20 protein-coding genes are annotated in these 20,480 nt (G+C 64.1%); 15 read left to right on the forward strand and 5 right to left on the reverse strand.

Annotated elements, in window-relative coordinates; genetic code table 11:
• Positions 1 to 11: 11 nt before the first annotated feature.
• On the reverse strand, positions 12 to 449 hold the full coding sequence (locus tag EO99_RS0101405) for a DUF488 domain-containing protein (RefSeq protein ID WP_029616860.1): 438 nt from the start codon (positions 447 to 449) through the stop codon (positions 12 to 14).
• A gap of 209 nt (positions 450 to 658) precedes the next feature.
• On the opposite strand from EO99_RS0101405, the gene urtA reads away from it, so the two are divergent.
• The 15 genes from urtA (at position 659) to ureG (ending at position 13,801) form a co-directional block, all read left to right on the forward strand.
• Positions 659 to 1,948 carry an urea ABC transporter substrate-binding protein gene (gene urtA / locus EO99_RS0101410; protein WP_029616861.1) on the forward strand — a complete coding sequence of 430 codons (1,290 nt, stop codon included), beginning with the start codon at positions 659 to 661 and terminating at the stop codon, positions 1,946 to 1,948.
• 224 nt (positions 1,949 to 2,172) lie between these two features.
• Positions 2,173 to 3,786: an urea ABC transporter permease subunit UrtB gene (gene urtB, locus EO99_RS0101415; protein WP_029616862.1), complete on the forward strand. Its 1,614-nt coding sequence runs from the start codon at positions 2,173 to 2,175 to the stop codon at positions 3,784 to 3,786.
• Complete coding sequence (gene urtC / locus EO99_RS0101420; RefSeq protein WP_029616863.1) at positions 3,783 to 4,943, forward strand: urea ABC transporter permease subunit UrtC; 1,161 nt, start codon at positions 3,783 to 3,785, stop codon at positions 4,941 to 4,943. Before urtB ends, urtC begins: the two co-directional genes overlap by 4 nt.
• Before the next feature lie 4 nt (positions 4,944 to 4,947).
• Positions 4,948 to 5,709 (forward strand): urea ABC transporter ATP-binding protein UrtD, encoded by a 762-nt coding sequence (gene urtD, locus EO99_RS0101425; RefSeq protein WP_029616864.1) that lies wholly within the window; start codon positions 4,948 to 4,950, stop codon positions 5,707 to 5,709.
• A gap of 2 nt (positions 5,710 to 5,711) precedes the next feature.
• Positions 5,712 to 6,407 carry an urea ABC transporter ATP-binding subunit UrtE gene (gene urtE, locus EO99_RS0101430; protein ID WP_029616865.1) on the forward strand — a complete coding sequence of 232 codons (696 nt, stop codon included), beginning with the start codon at positions 5,712 to 5,714 and terminating at the stop codon, positions 6,405 to 6,407.
• A gap of 131 nt (positions 6,408 to 6,538) precedes the next feature.
• The gene (locus EO99_RS25525) at positions 6,539 to 7,738 is read left to right on the forward strand and encodes an alpha/beta hydrolase family esterase (protein WP_051679639.1); all 1,200 of its coding nucleotides are present in this window, start codon (positions 6,539 to 6,541) and stop codon (positions 7,736 to 7,738) included.
• Entirely contained in the window at positions 7,672 to 8,499 is an 828-nt protein-coding gene (locus EO99_RS0101440) for an urease accessory protein UreD (RefSeq protein ID WP_029616867.1), read from the forward strand. Before EO99_RS25525 ends, EO99_RS0101440 begins: the two co-directional genes overlap by 67 nt.
• Before the next feature lie 16 nt (positions 8,500 to 8,515).
• A complete protein-coding gene (locus EO99_RS0101445; protein WP_029616868.1) occupies positions 8,516 to 8,818 on the forward strand; it encodes an urease subunit gamma in 303 nt (100 codons plus the stop codon).
• Positions 8,819 to 8,837: 19 nt separating this feature from the next.
• Positions 8,838 to 9,143: an urease subunit beta gene (locus EO99_RS0101450; RefSeq protein WP_029616869.1), complete on the forward strand. Its 306-nt coding sequence runs from the start codon at positions 8,838 to 8,840 to the stop codon at positions 9,141 to 9,143.
• A gap of 17 nt (positions 9,144 to 9,160) precedes the next feature.
• Positions 9,161 to 9,547 (forward strand): lysozyme inhibitor LprI family protein, encoded by a 387-nt coding sequence (locus tag EO99_RS0101455; protein WP_029616870.1) that lies wholly within the window; start codon positions 9,161 to 9,163, stop codon positions 9,545 to 9,547.
• Positions 9,548 to 9,601: 54 nt separating this feature from the next.
• Positions 9,602 to 11,308, forward strand: coding sequence for an urease subunit alpha (ureC, locus tag EO99_RS0101460; RefSeq protein ID WP_029616871.1), 1,707 nt, complete (start codon positions 9,602 to 9,604; stop codon positions 11,306 to 11,308).
• A gap of 28 nt (positions 11,309 to 11,336) precedes the next feature.
• Positions 11,337 to 12,008, forward strand: coding sequence for a TIGR02117 family protein (locus EO99_RS0101465; RefSeq protein ID WP_029616872.1), 672 nt, complete (start codon positions 11,337 to 11,339; stop codon positions 12,006 to 12,008).
• 12 nt (positions 12,009 to 12,020) lie between these two features.
• On the forward strand, positions 12,021 to 12,482 hold the full coding sequence (gene ureE, locus EO99_RS0101470; protein WP_029616873.1) for an urease accessory protein UreE: 462 nt from the start codon (positions 12,021 to 12,023) through the stop codon (positions 12,480 to 12,482).
• A gap of 5 nt (positions 12,483 to 12,487) precedes the next feature.
• The gene (locus EO99_RS0101475; RefSeq protein ID WP_029616874.1) at positions 12,488 to 13,159 is read left to right on the forward strand and encodes an urease accessory protein UreF; all 672 of its coding nucleotides are present in this window, start codon (positions 12,488 to 12,490) and stop codon (positions 13,157 to 13,159) included.
• Between the two features lie 30 nt (positions 13,160 to 13,189).
• Positions 13,190 to 13,801, forward strand: coding sequence for an urease accessory protein UreG (ureG, locus tag EO99_RS0101480; RefSeq protein ID WP_029616875.1), 612 nt, complete (start codon positions 13,190 to 13,192; stop codon positions 13,799 to 13,801).
• A 9-nt stretch (positions 13,802 to 13,810) separates the two neighbouring features.
• Here the strand turns inward: ureG and EO99_RS0101485 are convergent, their stop codons facing one another.
• The 4 genes from EO99_RS0101485 to EO99_RS0101500 form a co-directional block, all read right to left on the reverse strand.
• Positions 13,811 to 14,515 (reverse strand): Crp/Fnr family transcriptional regulator, encoded by a 705-nt coding sequence (locus EO99_RS0101485; protein WP_235776731.1) that lies wholly within the window; start codon positions 14,513 to 14,515, stop codon positions 13,811 to 13,813.
• 162 nt (positions 14,516 to 14,677) lie between these two features.
• Positions 14,678 to 18,019 (reverse strand): efflux RND transporter permease subunit, encoded by a 3,342-nt coding sequence (locus tag EO99_RS0101490; RefSeq protein WP_029616877.1) that lies wholly within the window; start codon positions 18,017 to 18,019, stop codon positions 14,678 to 14,680.
• A gap of 13 nt (positions 18,020 to 18,032) precedes the next feature.
• Positions 18,033 to 19,214 (reverse strand): efflux RND transporter periplasmic adaptor subunit, encoded by a 1,182-nt coding sequence (locus EO99_RS0101495; protein ID WP_029616878.1) that lies wholly within the window; start codon positions 19,212 to 19,214, stop codon positions 18,033 to 18,035.
• A 274-nt stretch (positions 19,215 to 19,488) separates the two neighbouring features.
• Entirely contained in the window at positions 19,489 to 20,460 is a 972-nt protein-coding gene (locus EO99_RS0101500; protein ID WP_029616879.1) for an ABC transporter substrate-binding protein, read from the reverse strand.
• Between the last annotated feature and the right edge of the window lie 20 nt (positions 20,461 to 20,480).

Consider the following 20,480-nt stretch of genomic DNA (forward strand, 5'->3'; position numbering starts at 1 on the left):
CGGACGGAGGATCAGAGGTGCCGGACGGAAAGGCTCCCGCCCCACTTTCCGTTCAGGTAGTCGCAGATCAGGCTGCGGTGGCAGTGGTGCGGCTTGTCTTCCGAGCAGAGAAGGCAGGCGCCCGCCAACTCCTCCGCCTTGTATCGGTTTTCGATCCTGCGATCGGACATCAAGTTCAGAAAGTCGCGCTGGAAGACCTCCCAGTCCCCCTTCTGCTTCTTGAAGCGGGTCATGATGTCTTCCGTCGGCGCCAGGTCGGGCTCATGCACGTAGCCGGTGCCGCAAATCTCGCGCAGGAAGTAGGCAAGGTCCTCGGACTTCGCGAAGCCTGCCAGCTGTGACGTGTTGTGCAGGCGCACGTCGATCACTTTCCTGACCCCCGCATTGCGGAGCCGGCCGAAGAAACCCTCGGCATTGGTCTTGGTGAAGCCGATCGTCATGACGTCCATCTGTCCCTCCCGCGTCGACGCCATTTCACGCCGCGCACGCCGGCTGTCAACACGTCCGCGTCGGGCTGTGCGTCCCGCCTTTCCCCCTTCTCCCCCTCTGGTACGTCAAACGACGTATACGGTTTTGCGGTGCAGCACCCGATAGTCCGTTCAGCAACCGTTAAGGTTTTCACTTCCGGCTGCAAACGAACAAGAAGAGGGGTTCGATCATGAAGATTTCCGCAAAATTCGGCGGCGCATTGCTCGCTGCCGCGCTGTCGACGACCGCGTTCCACGGTGCGCTTGCGCAGGAAGACACGATCAAGATCGGTGTCCTGCATTCGCTGTCCGGCACCATGGCCATTTCCGAGACGACGCTCAAGGACGCCATGCTGATGCTGGTCGAGGAGCAGAACAAGAAGGGTGGCGTGCTCGGCAAGCAGATCGAGGCGGTCGTCGTCGATCCGGCGTCCGACTGGCCGCTGTTTGCCGAAAAGGCCCGCCAGCTGATCTCCCAGGACAAGGTCGCCGCCGTGTTCGGTTGCTGGACCTCGTCGTCGCGCAAGTCGGTCCTGCCGGTGTTCGAGGAGCTGAACTCGATCCTGTTCTACCCGGTCCAGTACGAGGGTGAGGAATCCTCGCGCAACATCTTCTACACGGGTGCCGCTCCCAACCAGCAGGCCATTCCGGCGGTCGACTATCTCGCCGAGACGGAAGGCGTCGAGCGCTGGGTTCTGGCCGGCACCGACTACGTCTATCCGCAGACGACCAACAAGATCCTCAAGGCCTACCTGATGTCGAAGGGCGTGGCCGAGGAAGACATCATGATCAACTACACGCCGTTCGGTCATTCCGACTGGCAGACGATCGTGACGGACATCAAGAACTTCGGCTCCGCCGGCAAGAAGACCGCCGTCGTCTCCACCATCAACGGCGATGCCAACGTTCCCTTCTACAAGGAGCTCGGCAACCAGGGCATCAAGGCGGAAGACATTCCGGTCGTCGCCTTCTCGGTCGGTGAAGAAGAGCTCGCCGGTCTCGACACCACGCCGCTCGTCGGCCATCTGGCCGCCTGGAACTACTTCCAGTCCGTCGATGCGGATGTGAATGCCGAGTTCATAGAAACCTGGCACGCCTTCACCAAGGACGAGAAGCGCGTCACCAACGATCCGATGGAAGCCGCCTACATCGGCTTCAACGCCTGGATCAAGGCCGTGGAAGCCGCCGGCACCACCGACACCGACGCCGTTCTCGACGCCATCATCGGCGTCTCCGTGCCGAACCTGTCGGGCGGCACCTCCACCGTCATGCCGAACCACCACATCACCAAGCCGGTGCTGATCGGCGAGATCCAGTCCGACGGCCAGTTCGAGATCGTCCAGGAAACGGCCGCCGTCGTCGGTGACGAATGGTCCGACTACCTGCCGGACTCCAAGGACCTGATCTCCGATTGGCGCAAGCCGATGGAGTGCGGCAACTTCAACGTCGCCACCGGCAAGTGCGGCGGCAAGGGCAGCTGATCTCAAACCCCTCCCCAACCCCTCCCCACAAGGGGGAGGGGTTTTGTTGCCGCGGCCGTTCTGCCTGAATTCGACGTTCCGGGGGGGCGATGCGGTGCCGCAACTCCTCTCCCCCTTGTGGGGGAGATGGCCGGCAGGCCAGAGGGGGTAACTTGCGCGATGCCTCTCACAGGTGGCGCCGTCTCCATCACGACGACGCGAACAAGACGGACAAGGGCGCTGTCATGATCTTCAAATCTCTGCTTCGGGCATGTCTCGCCTGTCTCTTTCTCTCCCTTTGCACACCAGCGTTCGCGCAGGCCGACAGCAAGGCGCTCCTCGACTCGCTTGCGGACGCCAACTTCAAGCAGGCGGAAGAGATCGTCGGGCAGCTGGCGGCCTCCGGAGATCCCCGCGTGGTGGCGGCGCTCGAGGCTTTTGCGGAAGGGGATCTCTACGCCCGCAAGTCCGACGACGCCGTGTTCATCACCCAGGCGGCCGGCTCCAAGCTCGCGCTGATCGATCCGCTGACGGGCGAAAGTGCCGGTGAGGTCGCCAAGGGCGCCATGAGCAAGATCCGGGTCAACAACAACCTGCGGCGCGTGATCCGCTCAGCGCTCGGCGGGCTGACGCTGCTCAGCCCCGATCGCAACACGCGCCTGCAGGCGGCGAGCGCCGTGCTTGCCTCCCCGAGCGCCGAAAACCTCGATCTGGTCGAGGCGGCGCTGGAGCGCGAGACCGATCCCGAGGTCAAGGCCCGCATGGTCGAGGCCCGTGCCGTCTCGCTCCTCTCCTCCGACCGCCCGCCGGAGGCCAAGCGCGAAGCCATCGAGACGATTGCCAGCCTCGGCGGACGCAATGCGATCGGCATCCTGATGTCGTCCGCCGGTACGATCGATCCGTCCCTCCAGGAGGATCTCGATGCGGCGATCGCAAGGCTTGAGAGCAAGCTTGCGTTCTGGGACATGGCGCAGAACGTCTGGTACGGCGTGTCGCTCGGCTCCGTCCTGCTGCTCGCGGCCATCGGGCTTGCCATCACCTTCGGCGTCATGGGCATCATCAACATGGCGCATGGCGAGATGGTGATGCTCGGCGCCTATTCCACCTTCGTCGTCCAGGACGTCATCCGATCCAATGCGCCGCAGCTGTTCGACTGGTCGCTGCCGATCGCCCTGCCGGTCGCCTTCCTCGTCACGGCGCTTGTCGGCCTTGCCATCGAGCGCGGCGTCATCCGCTTCCTCTACGGCCGGCCGCTCGAGACGCTGCTCGCCACCTGGGGCATCTCGCTGATCCTGCAGCAGGCGATCCGCTCGATCTTCGGCCCGACCAACCAGGAGGTCGGCAATCCGTCGTGGATGTCCGGCTCGTTTGCGCTCGGCGGCATGACCGTCACCTGGAACCGCATGTGGATCATCGTCTTCTCGCTGACGATCTTCTTCGCGTTGCTGGCGCTGATGAAGCGCTCGGCCTTCGGCCTGCAGATGCGCGCCGTGACGCAGAACCGGCGCATGGCGTCCTCCATGGGCATCCGCACCCCCTGGGTCGATGCCTTCACCTTCGCGCTGGGGTCCGGCATTGCCGGGATCGCCGGCGTCGCCCTCTCCCAGATCGACAACGTCTCGCCGAACCTCGGGCAGAGCTACATCATCGACAGCTTCATGGTCGTGGTCTTCGGCGGCGTCGGCAATCTCTGGGGCACGCTGGTCGGGGCCCTGACGCTCGGGGTCCTCAACAAGTTCCTCGAACCGTCGGTCGGCGCGGTGCTCGGCAAGATCCTCGTGCTGGTGCTGATCATCCTGTTCATCCAGAAGCGGCCGCGCGGTCTCTTTGCACTCAAGGGAAGGGCGGTGGAAGCATGATCACCGGCTTTATTCTTCGCGCCCTCGAAGGCAAGATCATCGTTGCCATCGGCGTTCTGCTGGCGGTCGCCGTGCTGGTGCCGGTGCTCAACCTGCTGGTACCACCGGACAGTGCCTTCCATATCCCGACCTACGTCGTGTCGCTGATGGGCAAATACCTCTGCTACGCGATCCTGGCGCTGGCGCTTGATCTTGTCTGGGGCTACTGCGGCATCCTCTCGCTCGGCCACGGCGCCTTCTTCGCACTCGGCGGCTATGCCATGGGCATGTATCTGATGCGCCAGATCGGCAGCCGCGGCGTCTACGGCAATCCGGTGCTGCCCGACTTCATGGTCTTCCTGAACTGGAACGAACTGCCGTGGTTCTGGTACGGCTTCGACATGTTCCCCTTCGCCATGCTGATGGTGCTCGTGGTGCCGGGGCTGCTCGCTTTCCTGTTCGGCTGGTTCGCCTTCCGCTCGCGCGTCAACGGCGTCTATCTGTCGATCATCACCCAGGCGATGACCTATGCGCTGATGCTCGCCTTTTTCCGCAACGACATGGGGTTTGGCGGCAACAACGGCCTGACGGACTACAAGGACATCCTGGGCTTCTCGGTCCAGGCCGACGGGACGCGCGCCGTGCTGTTTGCGCTGTCGGCGCTCATGCTGTCGCTCTGCCTGCTGATTGCCTCGGCCATCGTCCGCTCGAAGTTCGGCAAGGTGCTGGTCGGCGTGCGGGACGCGGAAAGCCGCGTGCGCTTCCTCGGGTTTCGGGTGGAAAACATCAAGCTCTTCACCTTCGTGGTGTCCGCCATGATGGCGGGGATCGCCGGGGCGCTCTTCGTGCCGCAGGTCGGCATCATCAACCCGGGCGAATTTGCGCCGGCCAACTCCATCGAAGTGGTGGTCTGGACGGCGGTCGGCGGGCGCGGCACGCTGATCGGACCGATCATCGGCGCCATCCTCGTCAACGCCGGCAAGAGCTTCTTCACCGGCGCCTTTCCGGAGTTCTGGCTCTATGCGCTGGGCGGGCTGTTTATCGCCGTGACGCTCTTCCTGCCGAAAGGGATCGTGGGAACCATCCAGCATGGCTGGAACGGCCGCAAGGCGATGAAGGCGGCTGCCGACCGGGAAAAGGGCAGGGACGATACCGTCCTGCCGCAGGCTGCGGAGTGACGTAATGGCGACAATTGCAGAGACCAGATCCAAAAGCCTGCTCTATCTCGACGGCGTCTCCGTCTCCTTCGACGGCTTCAAGGCGCTGAACTCGCTCTCCTTCGTCGTCGAGCCCGGCGAACTGCGGGCCATCATCGGCCCCAACGGGGCGGGCAAGACGACGATGATGGACATCATCACCGGCAAGACGCGGCCCGACAGCGGCACGGTGCTGTTTGAGGATTCGATCGATCTGACCAAGCGTGACGAGGCGGACATCGCCCAACTCGGCATCGGCCGCAAGTTCCAGAAGCCGACGGTGTTCGAGAGTCATACCGTCTGGGACAATCTGGAGCTGGCGCTCAACCGCTCGCGCGGCGTCTTCGCGACGCTGTTCTACCGGTTGTCGGGCGAGGATCGCGACCGGATCGAGGAGATCCTCTCCACCATCCGGCTCACCCACCGCAAGACCGAGCTTGCCGCCAACCTGTCGCACGGCCAGAAGCAGTGGCTGGAGATCGGCATGCTGCTCGCCCAGGAACCGAAGCTGCTGCTGGTCGACGAGCCGGTGGCCGGCATGACGGATGCGGAGACGGCCGAAACCGCCATCCTGCTGCGCGACATCGCAAAAATCCGCTCCGTCGTCGTCGTCGAGCACGACATGGGCTTCATCCGCGATCTCGGCGTCAAGGTGACGTGTCTGGCGGAAGGATCGGTGCTCGCCGAAGGGTCGATCGATTTCGTGTCGAACGATCCGAAGGTGATCGAGAATTATCTGGGGCGGTGATCATGCTGACTGTCGACAACATCAACCTTCATTATGGCGCGGCCCAGGCGCTGCGGGGCGTATCGCTGACGGCGGAGATGGGGAAGATCACCTGCGTGCTCGGCCGCAACGGCGTCGGCAAGAGTTCGCTGCTGCGCGCCATCACCGGTCAGCATCCGGTGAGCGCCGGCCGGATCTCCTTCGGCGATGCTTCGCTCGACGGCATGGCGCCCTATGCACGGGCGAAGAAGGGGATCGGCTATGTGCCGCAGGGCAGGGAGATCTTCCCGCTCCTGACAGTCCAGGAAAACCTCGAAAGCGGGTTTGCACCGCTCGACCGCAAGGATCGATTCATTCCGGACGAGATCTTCAGCCTGTTTCCCGTCCTCGGCAGCATGCTGACGCGACGTGGCGGCGATCTGTCGGGCGGGCAGCAGCAGCAGCTGGCGATCGGTCGGGCGATGGTGATGCGGCCAAGGATCCTCGTGCTCGACGAGCCCACGGAAGGCATCCAGCCGTCGATCATCAAGGATATCGGCCGGGCCATCCGCTACCTGCGGGATTCGACCGGCATGGCGATCCTGCTGGTGGAGCAATACCTCGACTTCTGCCGGGAACTCGCGGATCAAGTCTATATCATGGATCGTGGCGAGATTGTGCACCAGGGACTTGCCGAAACGCTAGATACGGCAGAAGCAAGGCGCCATCTTACTGTTTAGGGTCGATAGTCGCATAGCTTCTATTCGTTTGAATCGTTTTAAGCTTTACCGGCTTATGCTATCACCGCTGCGGTTTCAGAGCATACCGCAGACCGTGAGACTCTCCTGCACCCCACTTTTTGAGGCGCTAGATGGCATTTGCCCGCATTGCTGGTTTTCATCCCCTGATCGCTCTTACTCGCATGATCGGAGTCGGGGCCTTTTTCTTGGGCGCCGGTTCCGGTGCGGCCCTGGCTGCAGGATGCGGCCAGCCCCTGGAGCCCGGCCGTCACGCGTTCAGCATCCCTTCCACGGATGAGACCCGCTCCGGCGTCTATTTCGTTCCCGCCTCCTATACGGGCGAGGAAAAGCTGCCGGTGGTGTTCGACTTCCACGGCAGCGACAGCAACCCGCAGGGGCAGCTGAACCGGAGTTCGTGGGATACGGTTGCAGAGAAGAACGGTTTTCTGGTCGTTGCGCTGCAAGGCAGCCTGCCGGGCAACATGGAAGGGACCTACGCCTGGAACGTGCCGCTCGTCACGCAGGCGCAAGGCGGGCTCGACGAGGTCGGCTTCATCACCTCGGCGCTCACCAAGGTGAAGCAGGATTTCTGTGTCGATCCCGATCGCATCTACGCCTCCGGCTATTCCGGCGGCGGGCGCATGCTCTCCCATTACATCTGCAGCGGTCACGGTGATTTTGCCGCTGCCGGCTTCGTGCACTCGCTGCGGGCAGGGGCACCCGTCGAGATCGACGGCCAGTGGCGGCCGGGCAGCTGTTCGCCGGCGCGCCCGATCTCGATCATGGCCTTTGCCGGCGAGAAGGACACCGCCAACCCCTATGCGGGCGGCGGCAAGGCCTACTGGCAGTATGGTTTCAAGACGGCCGTGCAGCGCTGGAGCGAACTTGTGGGCTGCAACGGCGGCGCCAAGGTCGAAAGTGCCGACGGCGTCAGCTACGGCATCTACGACACCTGCAAGAACGGCGCACGCATCGCCTCCTACGTGTTTGCGAACGGCACGCATGCCTGGCCGAAGCCCAGCCCGAAGGACGCCGTGATGGCGGCCAATGCCGATGCGCAGGCCGGCATCGTCAAGGTCGCCTCCGCCAAGCAGCCTTCGTTCAATCCAAGTGTTGATCCTGCCGCCCGAATGTGGGACTTCTTCCAGAAGGCCGACAGGTCGGACATGGTTGCCACGGTCGCGCCCGCCGCGGCCAAGGCGATCGAGCCCTGCACGGCCGCCGCAACGAGCGCGCTGGACGGCGCCGATCCACAGGGGACGACGTGCAGCAGCAAAGAGCAGCCAATCCAGGCGCGCCGCAGCGGGCAAGGGGCAAAGGGCGCCTTGTAACCAAGCTCTTCGACGGCCGCACACGGCTTGCCGAGTTCTACCAGGAGGGTTGCGCGAAGATTCGCCTGCCTGAGACCTTTTCGCCCGAGATGGAGGTGATCCTCATCAACACGTCAGGGGGACTGACAGGCGGCGACGTGATCGAATGGTCCGTCGCCGCCTCTGAATCCACCCGGCTGACGGTGACGACGCAGGCGAACGAGAAGGTCTACAGGGCCTCCGCCGATACCGCCTCCCTGAGCACCCGGATCACCGTCGGCCATCAGGCTGCCGTGCACTGGATGCCGCAGGAAACCATCCTCTTCGACCAGTCCGCCCTCAGCCGCCGCCTGGACGTGGATCTCCAGGAGACATCCGAGTTCCTGGCTGTCGAAGCCGTGCTGATGGGACGCCGGGCCATGGGGGAGACGCTGAAGCGCGGCCTCTTCCGCGACCGCTGGCGGATCCGGCGCGGCCAACACCTCGTGCACGCCGAGGACATGCGGCTCGACGGCGAGATCGATCTCCTGTCGGGCCTCCCGGCGACGCTCGGTGGCCAGTCCGCCTTCGCGACGCTCCTCTACATCGGCCCCATGGCCGAGGCCCTGCTGCCGAGAGTGCGTGAGAGCCTGGGCAGTGCGGTCGGCGGGGCAAGCCACTGGCAAGGGAAGCTCGTGGTGCGGCTCGTGGCCTCCAGCGGCTTTGAGCTCAGAAAACTGCTGGTACCGGCAATTGCCGTATTGCGTAATGGCGCCGCGGTGCCGAAGGTCTGGAACATCTGATTTTATTGGGACGAACATGAACCTCACGCCGAGAGAAAAAGACAAGCTGCTGATATCCATGGCCGCCATGGTCGCGCGGCGCAGGCTGGAGCGGGGCGTCAAGCTCAACCATCCGGAAGCGATTGCTCTGATCACCGATTACGTCGTCGAGGGGGCCCGCGACGGGCGCTCGGTTGCCGACCTGATGGAGGCGGGCGCCCATGTTATCACCCGCGATCAGGTGATGGAGGGCATCGCCGAGATGATCCACGACGTGCAGGTGGAGGCCACCTTCCCGGACGGGACGAAGCTCGTCACCGTCCATGAACCGATACGTTAAGAGATTGGGAGATCGATTCATGATCCCGGGCGAAGTCATTGCCGCAGAAGGCGAAATCGAGCTGAACGTCGGCCGGCCGACGATCGTGATCGAGGTCGCCAACACCGGCGACCGGCCGATCCAGGTCGGCAGCCACTACCATTTCTTCGAGACCAACGAGGGGCTTGCCTTCGACCGGGACATGGCCCGCGGCATGCGCCTCGACATTCCGGCCGGGACTGCTGTCCGCTTCGAGCCGGGGCAGACGCGGCAGGTGACGCTCATCCCGTTCGGCGGCGACCGCCGGGTCTACGGCTTCCAGCAGAAGATCATGGGTGCGCTGTGAGATCTCTCCTGATTGCTATGGCCACTCTGCTTCTGCCCTTCGCCGTGCAGGCGCAGGACCCCGAGGTCAACTGCGAGGACGCGCAGACGCAGATGGAGATGACCTACTGCGCGGAGCAGGATTTCGCCGCTGCCGATGAGCTTCTGAACGCGCAGTACAAGCAGTCGCGTCAGGCGACGAAGGCTGCCGACGCGGATGCTATGGCGGATCTTCGGGGCGCCGATGCAGCGCTGGTTGCGGCGCAGCGCGCCTGGGTGGCGTTTCGCGATGCCCATTGCGCTTCCTACGGCTACCAGGCCCGCGGTGGCTCGATGGAGCCGATGCTGATCTACGCCTGTCAGGCGGATCTGACGCGCCAGCGCACCGAGCAACTGAAGGAACTCACGGATCTGACGGACAACTGACGCCGCCTTATCGCTTCGTTTCGACCGTCTCCGATTTCACAAGGTCTATTTGCCATGCCCCACAAGATGTCCCGCGCCAGCTATGCCTCGATGTTCGGCCCGACCGTCGGCGACAAGGTGCGCCTTGCCGATACGGAGCTCTTCATCGAGGTGGAGAAGGATTTCACCACCTATGGCGAAGAGGTGAAGTTCGGCGGCGGCAAGGTCATCCGCGACGGCATGGGCCAGAGCCAGGCAACCCGCGCCGAGGGTGCCGTCGATACCGTCATCACCAATGCGCTGATCGTCGATCACACCGGCATCTACAAGGCCGACGTCGGCCTCAAGGACGGCCGCATCCATGCGATCGGCAAGGCCGGCAATCCGGACACGCAGCCGGGCGTGACAATCATCGTCGGCCCCTCGACGGAGGCGATTGCCGGCGAGGGCAAGATCCTGACAGCCGGCGGCATGGATGCGCATATCCACTACATCTGCCCGCAGCAGATCGAGGAAGCGCTGATGAGCGGGATCACCTGCATGCTGGGCGGCGGTTCCGGCCCGGCACACGGCACGCTTGCCACCACCTGCACCGGCGCCTGGCACATCGAGCGGATGATCGAGAGCTTCGACGGCTTTCCGATGAATCTGGCGCTTGCCGGCAAGGGGAACGCCTCGCTGCCGGCGCCGCTGGAGGAGATGATCCTTTCGGGCGCCTCCTCGCTGAAGCTCCACGAGGACTGGGGCACGACGCCGGCCGCGATCGACAACTGCCTGACGGTCGCCGACGAATACGACGTGCAGGTGATGATCCACACGGATACGCTGAACGAGTCCGGCTTCGTGGAGAACACCGTGGCAGCCATCAAGGGCCGCACCATCCATGCCTTCCACACGGAAGGCGCGGGCGGCGGTCATGCGCCCGACATCATCAAGGTCTGCGGCTTGCCGAACGTCATCCCGTCGTCGACCAACCCGACGCGGCCCTATACGATCAACACGTTGGCCGAACATCTTGACATGCTGATGGTCTGCCATCACCTGTCGCCGTCGATCCCGGAAGACATCGCGTTTGCCGAAAGCCGCATCCGCAAGGAAACGATTGCGGCCGAGGACATCCTGCACGATATCGGTGCCTTCTCGATCATCTCGTCGGACAGCCAGGCCATGGGCCGCGTCGGCGAGGTGGCGATCCGCACCTGGCAGACCGCCGACAAGATGAAGCGCCAGCGCGGGCGGCTGGCCGAGGAAAAGGGCGAGAACGATAACTTCCGCGTCCGCCGCTACATCGCCAAATACACGATCAATCCGGCGATCGCTCACGGTCTTTCGCACGAGATTGGCTCGGTGGAAGTCGGCAAGCGCGCCGATCTGGTGCTGTGGAACCCGGCCTTCTTCGGCGTCAAGCCGGAGATGATCCTGATGGGTGGATCGATTGCGGCAGCCCCCATGGGCGATCCGAACGCCTCGATCCCGACGCCGCAGCCGATGCACTACCGGCCGATGTTTGCGGCCTACGGCAAGCTGCGCACCAATTCCTCGGTCACCTTCGTCAGCCAGGCCTCGCTCGATGCCGGGCTGGCGCAGCGCCTCGGCGTCGCCAAGAAACTGCTGGCGGTGAAGAACACGCGGTCCATCTCCAAGGCCTCGATGATCCACAATTCGCTGACGCCGCATATCGAGGTCGATCCGGAAACCTACGAGGTGCGCGCCGACGGCGAGCTTCTAACCTGCGAACCGGCCACCGTTCTGCCGATGGCGCAGCGCTACTTCCTGTTCTGAGGTGGCACCGAGAGATCAAGGCAACCGCATGATGAGAGTGCTGCGGCGGCTGCTGGCGGTGATCCTGATCATCGTCGGTGCAGTCGCCGCCGGTGCCCTGATCCCATTGCCTTTGTGGTCGCAGGCGGCGGAAGACACAGGTGGTGAGACCCGGCGGATTCTCGTCTTGTCCAATCCGATCCACACCGATATCGCCATCCCGCTCGATGCCGACACGCGCGCCGCCTTCGCCTTCCTCGAACGGTCCGGCGTCCCTGTCGCGGAACCGGGCGCCCGGTGGATGATCATCGGCTGGGGCGGGCGGGCCTTCTATCTCGAAACGCCGACCTGGGGCGATCTGAAACCGATGCCCGTCTTTCGGGCGCTGACCGTCGACAGTTCCGTGCTCCATGTCGACGTCACCGGCGAACTCGACGAAGGGCATCCTGCGGTCACCGCGCTCGAACTTGGATTGGAGGAGTTCGAACAGCTGCAGGTGTTCATCCGCGAAAGCTTTGCGCAGGCGCCGGATGCCGTTGCCGCGATCCCGGACGCGGGATATGGACCGTATGACCGCTTCTTCGAGGCGAAGGGTGCCTTCAATGCGCTGCTCGGCTGCAACACCTGGACGGCGCAGGCGCTGAGGGCTTCCGGGGTGCGCACCGGCCTCTGGAACCCCTTGCCGCAGACGCTTACCTTCTCGCTCACGCTTTTCAACTGACCGGAGTTCCTGATGCAGTACATCCATTCCCATCACAAGGCGGGCGTCATCACCGATCCGCCGGTCGATACAATCTCGCTGCCGCACGACCTGCGCCATCTGCGCCGCAAGGTGCTGCATCTGTCGAACGGCGGGATGGTGATGCTCGACCTGAAGGAGGCGGTGCTGTTTGCCGACGGCGACCGGCTGATCCTCGACGACGGCAGCAACGTCGCGATCGCGGCCGCTTCCGAGAAGCTCTTCGAGATCAAGCCGCGCGACCCGCTGCACCTGATCGAGCTCGCCTGGCATCTCGGCAACCGCCATCTGTCGGCACAGATCGAGGAGGGACGCATTCTCATCCTGCGCGACCACGTGATCCGGCAGATGCTGGAGGGGCTGGGTGCCACGGTCGCCGAAGTGGAGGAGCCCTTCCACCCGGTGCGCGGTGCCTATCACGCCCATGGCGGCCATGACCATCATGCGCATGGCTGACGCGCATGGGTGAAGGGCTTGCCACGCAGGCGCTGCTCCGGCTGATGGCCTGGATGTCGCCGGCCTTTCCGATCGGCGGCTTTGCCTATTCCGGCGGGCTGGAGCGGGCGGTGCATGATCGGATGGTGGCGGATGCGACCGGCCTGCAGGGCTGGATTGCGACGCTCCTGCGCCACGGGGCGCTCTGGAACGATGCGGTGCTGTTCTGCCATGCCTGGCGCAGTCAAGAGAGCGAGGCCGATCTTCGTGAGGCGGCCGACCTCGGGCTGGCGCTGGCCGGCTCGGCCGAACGATACCTGGAAACACTGTCGCTGGGGCGGGCCTTCGTCGGTGCCGCGAAAGCCTGGCCCAATGGCGTCTTCACGCGCCTGCCGGACGACCTGCCGTTTCCGGTTGCGGTCGGCAGCGTCGCCGGGGCCCAGGCGGTGCCGGCAGAGGATGCGATGGCGGCCTATCTGCATGCGGCAGTGTCCCAGATGACATCGGCCGGCATCCGGCTCGGCGTCTGCGGCCAGTCCGAGGGCGTGGCGGTCCTGGCGGCCCTGGAGGAGGAGATCGTCACGGTGGCGTCGCGTGCCGCCTCCACCACGCTCGACGACCTCGGCACCTCCTGCATCCAGGCGGAGATCGCTTCGCTTCGCCACGAGACACAGCATTCCAGGCTCTTCCGCTCCTGAGGGACGAGCCTTCTGACGAAAGGAAACACCATGAAATCCCAGAACGGTCCCTTGCGCGTCGGCATCGGCGGCCCGGTTGGCTCCGGCAAGACAGCGCTCACCGAGAAGCTCTGCAAGGCGATGCGCGACGAGTATTCGGTCGCCGTTGTGACCAACGACATCTACACCCGCGAGGACGCCGAGGCGCTGGTGCGGATGCAGGCGCTTTCGTCGGACCGGATCGTTGGTGTAGAGACGGGCGGCTGCCCGCACACCGCCATCCGCGAGGACGCGACGATCAACCTGCAGGCGATAGCCGGGCTCAACGAACGCTTCCCGGACCTCGACATCGTCTTCATCGAATCGGGTGGCGACAATCTGGCGGCCACCTTCTCTCCGGACCTCGCCGACATCACCATCTATGTGATTTCCACCTGCCAGGGCGAGGAGATCCCGAGGAAGGGCGGACCGGGCATCACCCGCTCCGATCTGCTGGTGATCAACAAGAAGGATCTGGCGCCCTATGTCGACGTCGATCTCGACGTCATGGATCGCGATGCGCACCGGATGCGGGAGGCCAAGCCGCATCTCTTCACCGACCTCAAGCGCGGCGAGGGCGTCGATCATGTCGTCCGTTTCCTGAAGGAGAACGGCGGCCTCTGAGGCTGCTGGCTAGATGTCCCGCAGGGCCCTGACGTCACCGATCTGCACGACGCGGCCGCGGACGGTGACGCCGATGCGGCGAAGCGAGGAGAAGGCCCGTGACAGTGCCTCGGGTGCGAGACCCAGCATGCCGGCGAGCAGGTTCTTCTGGAAGGGCAGGCGGAGCGAGGCCGGGCCGCCGCTGACGGGGCAATTCTTCAGGAGGTATTCCGCGACCCGCTGCTGTGCCGTGTGCAGCCGGTCGTTGGCGACGCAGTCCATGGTCGTCAGCAGGTGCTGCGAAAGGCAGGCCATGATGGCCTTGGCGATGTCCGGCTCCTGCTCGGCAAGTGTCCGCACCGTGCGGATGTCGAAACGGGCAAAGGTGGTGTTCTCGGCGGTCTGGGCGTTGAAGCGGTAGGTATCGTCGCCGAAGATCTGGCATTCGGCAAAGGTGTCGCCGGGGCCGCAGACGCGGATGTCGGCCTCGCGTCCCTCCCGGTTCAGACGGTAGAGGCGCACGTAGCCGCCAAGCACGCAGTAGAAGTGATCGGCAGGGGTTCCTTCACGGAAGACCACGTGGCGGGCCGGCAGGCTGCTTATCGTGGCGGCATTCAGCATCTTGAGCAGAGCCTCGTTGCTCAACGCCGACATGAACGGTGTTCGCACCAGGAGCGCCTTGTCGCGGCTGTTCACTTTGAGGCTCTTGTTCATCTGGACCGTCGGATCTTCCATCGTCACATCCGGCTGCTGGAGACACCGGTGAAGATCGAAATCTAGCAGCAGCAGCGCCGGAGCCTTTTGACTTCGATCAAATGTGACGCGGGACGACGCGCATGAAAAAGGCCGGGACGGACCCGGCCTTCGATGTACTGGGGATGCAGGCTTTACCGCCGTCTACTCCGCCGCCCAGGGCGTCAGCCTCAGGACATTGGAGCCGGGGGAGCCAGGCTCGCCCTTGTCGCGGTCGTCGTTGGCGCCGTTCTGCTTCTCGATGGAGGCAACGCGCTCCTCGAGCGTGGTGATCGACTGCGAGGCTTCCTGCGCGTGGCGGCTGAGCACCTCGGAGGAGAATGCCGCATCTTCCTCTTCCTTCTTCCCGAACATGCCGCCGAAGAGGCGTCCGAGCAGGAGCGAGATGTCATCCATGATCAGGAAGAAGGCCGGAACGACGACCAGCGAGAGCACGGTCGAGACGATGATGCCACCGATCACCGCAATCGCCATGGGTGCGCGGAAGGAGCCGCCTTCGCCGACGCCGAGCGCCGAGGGCAGCATGCCCGCCGACATGGCGATCGAGGTCATGATGATCGGACGGGCACGCTTGCGGCCGGCTTCGACCATGGCATGAACGCGTTCCATGCCGTGGCGGCGCATCTCGATGGCGAAGTCCACCAGCAGGATGGCGTTCTTGGTGACGATACCCATCAGCATCAGGATGCCGATCAGCACGGGCATGGAGAGCGAATTCTGCGTGATGATCAGTGCGATCGCGACACCGCCGATGGCCAGCGGCAGCGAGAGCAGGATGGTGAAGGGCTGGATCACGTCCTTGAAGAGCAGGATCAGCACCACCAGCACCAGCAGGAGGCCGAGCAGCATGGCGTTGGCGAAGCCTGCCGTCATTTCCGCCTGCACCTTGGCGTCGCCACTTTCGGCCAGCCGGACAGAAGGGGGAAGCTCCGTCTCGCTGACGATGCGCTTGAATTCCTCCGTGGAGGTGTCGAGCGCGGTGCCGAAGGGGACGTCGGAACCGATGGAGACGACGCGGCTACGGTCGTTGCGCCGGATGGAGCTCGGACCTTCCGCATAGTCGACGTCGGCGACGCTGTAGAGCGGCACGGTCTCGCCGGTCGCGGTCTTGATCTGCAGGGCCCGGATCGCCGAGAGGTCGCGCCGGAAGTCGAGCGAGGCCTGGACGCGGATCGGGATCTGCCGGTCGTCGATCGACATCTTCGGCAGCTGCGCATCGACATCGCCGATGGTGGCGACGCGGATCGTTTCGGAGATCTGCTGAGGCGTGATCCCGAGGCGGGCAGCTTCATCCGTGCGCGGCCGGATCTGCAGTTCCGGACGGGGCAGCGCGCCTTCCGAGCTGACGTTGGCAAGGATCGGCGATGCGCGCAGCTTGGATTCCAGCGTGCTGACGGCTTCGTTCAGGTCTTCCTCATTTGAGGACAGGAAGTTGAAGCTGAGCTCGCGCTCGGCGCGGTCGTTGAGCTTGGAGATGCGCACGTCCGGGATGGACTGCAGCTTGGCCAGCAGCTCCCTCTCGATTTCCCACTGCGGGCGCGTGCGTCCGTGATCGGGAACCTTCGGGATCATGTCGCCGAGCAACGGAATGGAGCCGAGCCCCTTGTTGACGAGCGTCTTGAACAGCGAGTGATCGATGTTCCCGAGGATGACGCGCACGGTGGCGCGGCGAAGCTCGAGGTCGCCCTTCGGTGATGCGCCGCCCAGGATGAAGACGCCCTCGACGCCCTCCAGGTCCCGCGTCACCTCGTAGATGCGATCGGTCGTCTCTGCCGTCTCGTCCAGCGTCGCATTCGGCGGCAGTTCGACCGAAAGCACGATGCGCGAGGAGTCCTCCGGCGGCAGGAAGCTGCCGGGGACCTGGGCCAAAAGCGCAAGCGACCCCACGAGGAATGCGATTGCGCCGAGCAGCGTCGCATAGCGCATGTACCACTTCCGCGTGGTGCCGGTCACCATCCAAGTATAGGCCCGCATCAGGCGGCCATCGTTGTCCTGGTGGTCATCCATCGCGTCTTCGGCGCGCATCCAGTAGGCCGCCATCAGCGGCGTGATGAGGCGCGCCACCAGCAGCGAGAAGACGACCGAGAAGGCCACCGTCAGGCCGAACTGGATGAAATACTGGCCGGGAATGCCCGGCATGAAGGACACGGGCACGAAGACGGCGATGATCGTGAAGCTCGTCGCGATGACCGCCAGCCCGATTTCGTCGGCGGCTTCCAGGGCGGCGCGATAGGGCGTCTTGCCCATCTTGATGTGCCGCGCGATGTTCTCGACCTCGACGATCGCGTCGTCGACGAGGATCCCGGTGGCGAGCGTCAGGGCGAGGAAGCTGACGAGGTTCAGAGAGAACCCGAGCAGCTCCATGACCCAGAAGGTCGGGATCGCCGAAAGCGGCAGGGCGACGGCGGCAATGACGGTCGCGCGCCAGTTCTTCAGGAACAGCATGACCACGACGATGGCCAGCAGCGCGCCTTCGATCAGCGTGTGCAGCGCCGCCTCGTAGTTGCCGTAGGTAAAGTAGACGGAATCGTCGACCATCTCGATGTTGACGTCCGGATAGGCGGCGCGGACGGTTGCGAGGCTTTCCCCGACCGTCTCCGCCACCGAGACTTCGCTGGCGCCCTTGGCGCGGAAGACGGCGAAGGTGACGGAAGGGACGCCGTTGAAGCGCGAGAAGGACTTCTGCTCCTCGTAGGTGTCGTCGATGGTGCCGATTTCCGCCAGTCTGACGAAGCGTCCGCCCGAGAGCGCGATCGTCGTGTCGGCCAGCTGCTCCACTGTGCGGGCGTCGCCCAGCGTACGGATCGTCTGCTCGTTGCCTGCCACCTGTCCGCGGCCCGAGCCGAGATCGACGTTGGTGCCGCGCAGCTGATTGTTCACGTCGACGGCGGTGATGCCATAGGCGTCGAGCTTGTCCGGGTTGAGGGCAATGCGGATTTCACGGTCGGCACCGCCGTAGCGGTCGATCCGGCCGATGCCGGGCTGGCCCTGCAGTTCGCGCTTGATGGTGTCGTCGACGAACCAGGAGAGCTCCTCGAGGGTCATGTTGGGCGATGAGACGGCAAAGGTCTGGATGGCCTGGCCCTCGACGTCGATCTTCGAAACGACCGGCTCCTCGGCGCTGGCCGGCAGGTCGCTGCGGATGCGGTCGATTGCGTCCTTGGTGTCCTGAACCGCCTCGTCGGTCGGCTTCTCGATGCGGAACATCACGACGGTCTGCGACTGGCCGTCCACCACGGTCGAGGAGATTTCGTCGACGCCGCTGATCGAGGCGACAGCGTCCTCGACCTCTCTCGTGACCTGCATTTCCAGTTCGGCGGGCGAGGCGCCGCTCTGCACCACCGTGATCGAAACCACCGGCACGTCGATATTCGGGAAGCGGGTGATCGGCAGCGAATAGAAGGACTGCACACCCATGAAGAGCAGCAGTGCGAAGCCGAGCAGCGGTGCAATCGGGTTGCGGATCGACCAGGCTGAGAAGTTCATCGTACGTCCTCGATCAATTCGATGCGGCGGCTTCTTTGAAGACCGGCGCGATCCGGTCCCCGTCACGCACGAAGGCACCAGCCTTCTCGACAACCACGTCGCCGGCCGCCAGGCCGCTGACGATTTCCACGAAACCGCCATCCTGGATGCCGATCTGAATGTCCGCCTGCTTCACGACGCCATCCTCCACCTTTCGGGCGAAAGAGCCGTCGCGTCCCGTGGTGACGGCAGACAGCGGCAGGGCGAGCGCCGTCTTCTCGTCGATGATGATCTGTGCGCTGCCATACATGCCGGCGCGGACGCCGTTCTTCTCGTCGATATCGATGCGCACGTAGCCGAGGCGGCTCACGGCGTCCACGGTCGGCGACACGAGGCGGACCACACCCTCGATCGTCGTGGTCCCGCCGGCAATCGTCACAAGCGCCTTCTGGCCGGGCTCGACCTTCTGGATATTGGTTTCCGAAAGGTCGGCAACCAGTTCCAGCGCGCCGTCGCGGATCACCGTGAACAACGGCTCTCCGGCGCCGCTTGCGATCGCGCCGACCTTGGCATTGCGGGCTGAAACGACGCCGGCGACCGGAGTCTTGACGCTGGTGCGCGCGAGCCTCAGGTCGATGTCGGCAATCTGGCTGTCCACCACTTCGATGTCGGCCTCGCCGACGGCGACCGCCTGCCGCGCGGCCTGAAGCCGCGCTTCTGCAACCTCGACAGCGGAACTTGCCTGTTCGACCTGCGAGGTGGTGGCAGTTCCCGTTTCCTGCAGGCGGACCAGACGGTCGCGCTGGCGGACGGTATCGTCGCGATTGGCCTGCGCCTCGATCACTTGCGCCCTGTACTGCGCCAGCCCTGCCTCTGCCTTGGCCCTGTTTGCCTGCAACTGGCTCTTTTGCAGAACCAGCGTGTCGTCGTTCAGGGTCGCAAGCACCTCGTCGGCGGCCACGGTATCGCCGGCATCCACATTGAGAGCGCGGACGGAAAGGCCATCGACGAGCGGCTGGACATAGACCTCCTGCACCGGCTGGATCGTTCCCGTCGCGTTTACCCGGTCAACCAGCGGCTTTTGCACGGCTTCCGAAACCACGATTGCGGGCAGCGTCGGCTCGCGGACCTCGGTTTCTTCCTGCGCGGATACGGGAGCTGCCGTCAGCAGGGCAGCCGATATGAAGGCGGCAAGAAGAGAAGACTTGCGGAGCATGCGACTAATCCAAATGAACGGTGGGCTTGTCAGGTCCGCACTTTGCGACGAACGATTTCGTGCGCCCTCGAAGCTTGTATCAATGCACAGTTGGGAACCGGGTCAGGCCGTTGCAAGACGGCTGCCGAAGTTTCAACTGTCACAGCTTTTGTACGTGCGCAGGGCAGACAAATCAATCCTGAGCGGAGATGCCACCGATTAGTTTTGCTGATGATTTACGTAAAACGCGCAGCCGAAGCCGCGCGTTCTGTGCGTGTCGAAAGTATACCGCAGATCACTGCGCTGCTGCGTCGGTAATCTCCGTTGTATAGGCGCCCTCCGGTTCCGTGGTGATGATCTTCTGGTCAAGCAGGGCATTGGTCGTCCGCTCGTAGACTGCCGTGTCGAGCTTGCCCGTTGCGTCGCCGATCAGCTTGGCCACTTCGCCCATCATCCGCACCTGGTGGTTCTCGTCCTGGCCGCCGTTGTCCATGACGATCTCGGCCGCTTCCTCCGGATTTGCGATGGCGTACTCCCAGCCCTTCATCGAGGCGCGGACGAATTTCACCATGTTTTCCTTGAAGGCCGGGTCAGCGAGCTTGTCCTCGAGAACATAAAGCCCGTCCTCGAGCAGGTCGTTGCCCATCTCGCTGTAGTTGAAGACGGTCAGGTCCTCCGGCTTGAAGCCGGCGTCGATCGCCTGCCAGTACTCGTTGTAGGTCATCACCGAGATGCAATCCGCCTGCTTCTGGACGAGCGGTTGTACGTCAAAACTCTGCTTCAGGACCGTGACGCCGTCGGCGCCGCCTTCGGTCGAAAGGCCGAGCTTGTTCATCCAGGCGAAGAAGGGATATTCGTTGCCGAAGAACCAGACGCCGAGCGTATGGCCCTTGAAATCTGCCTCGGTCTTGATCGGCCCGTCCTTGGGGCAGATCAGCTGCAGGCCGGACTTCTGGTAGGGCTGGGCGATGTTGACGAGCGGCACGCCCTTTTCGCGGGCGACCAGCGCGCCGCCCATCCAGGCGACGATCACGTCGGCGCCGCCGCCGGCGATCACCTGCTCCGGCGCAATGTCCGGGCCGCCGGCCTTGATCTCGACGTCGAGGTCTTCCTCTTCGTAGAAGCCCTTGTCCTTGGCGACATAGTAGCCGGCGAACTGGGACTGGGCCACCCACTTCAGCTGCAGCACGATCTCGTCGGCAGCCGATGCCTGGCTTGCTGCGAGCGACATCGCGCTCGCCATCAATGCAATCAGGATGTTTCTCATTTTTCTTATCCTTCCCTCTG

The sequence above is a fragment of the Pseudorhizobium marinum genome, from assembly GCF_000705355.1.
In the GTDB taxonomy this organism is placed as follows: Bacteria; Pseudomonadota; Alphaproteobacteria; order Rhizobiales; family Rhizobiaceae; genus Neorhizobium; species Neorhizobium pelagicum.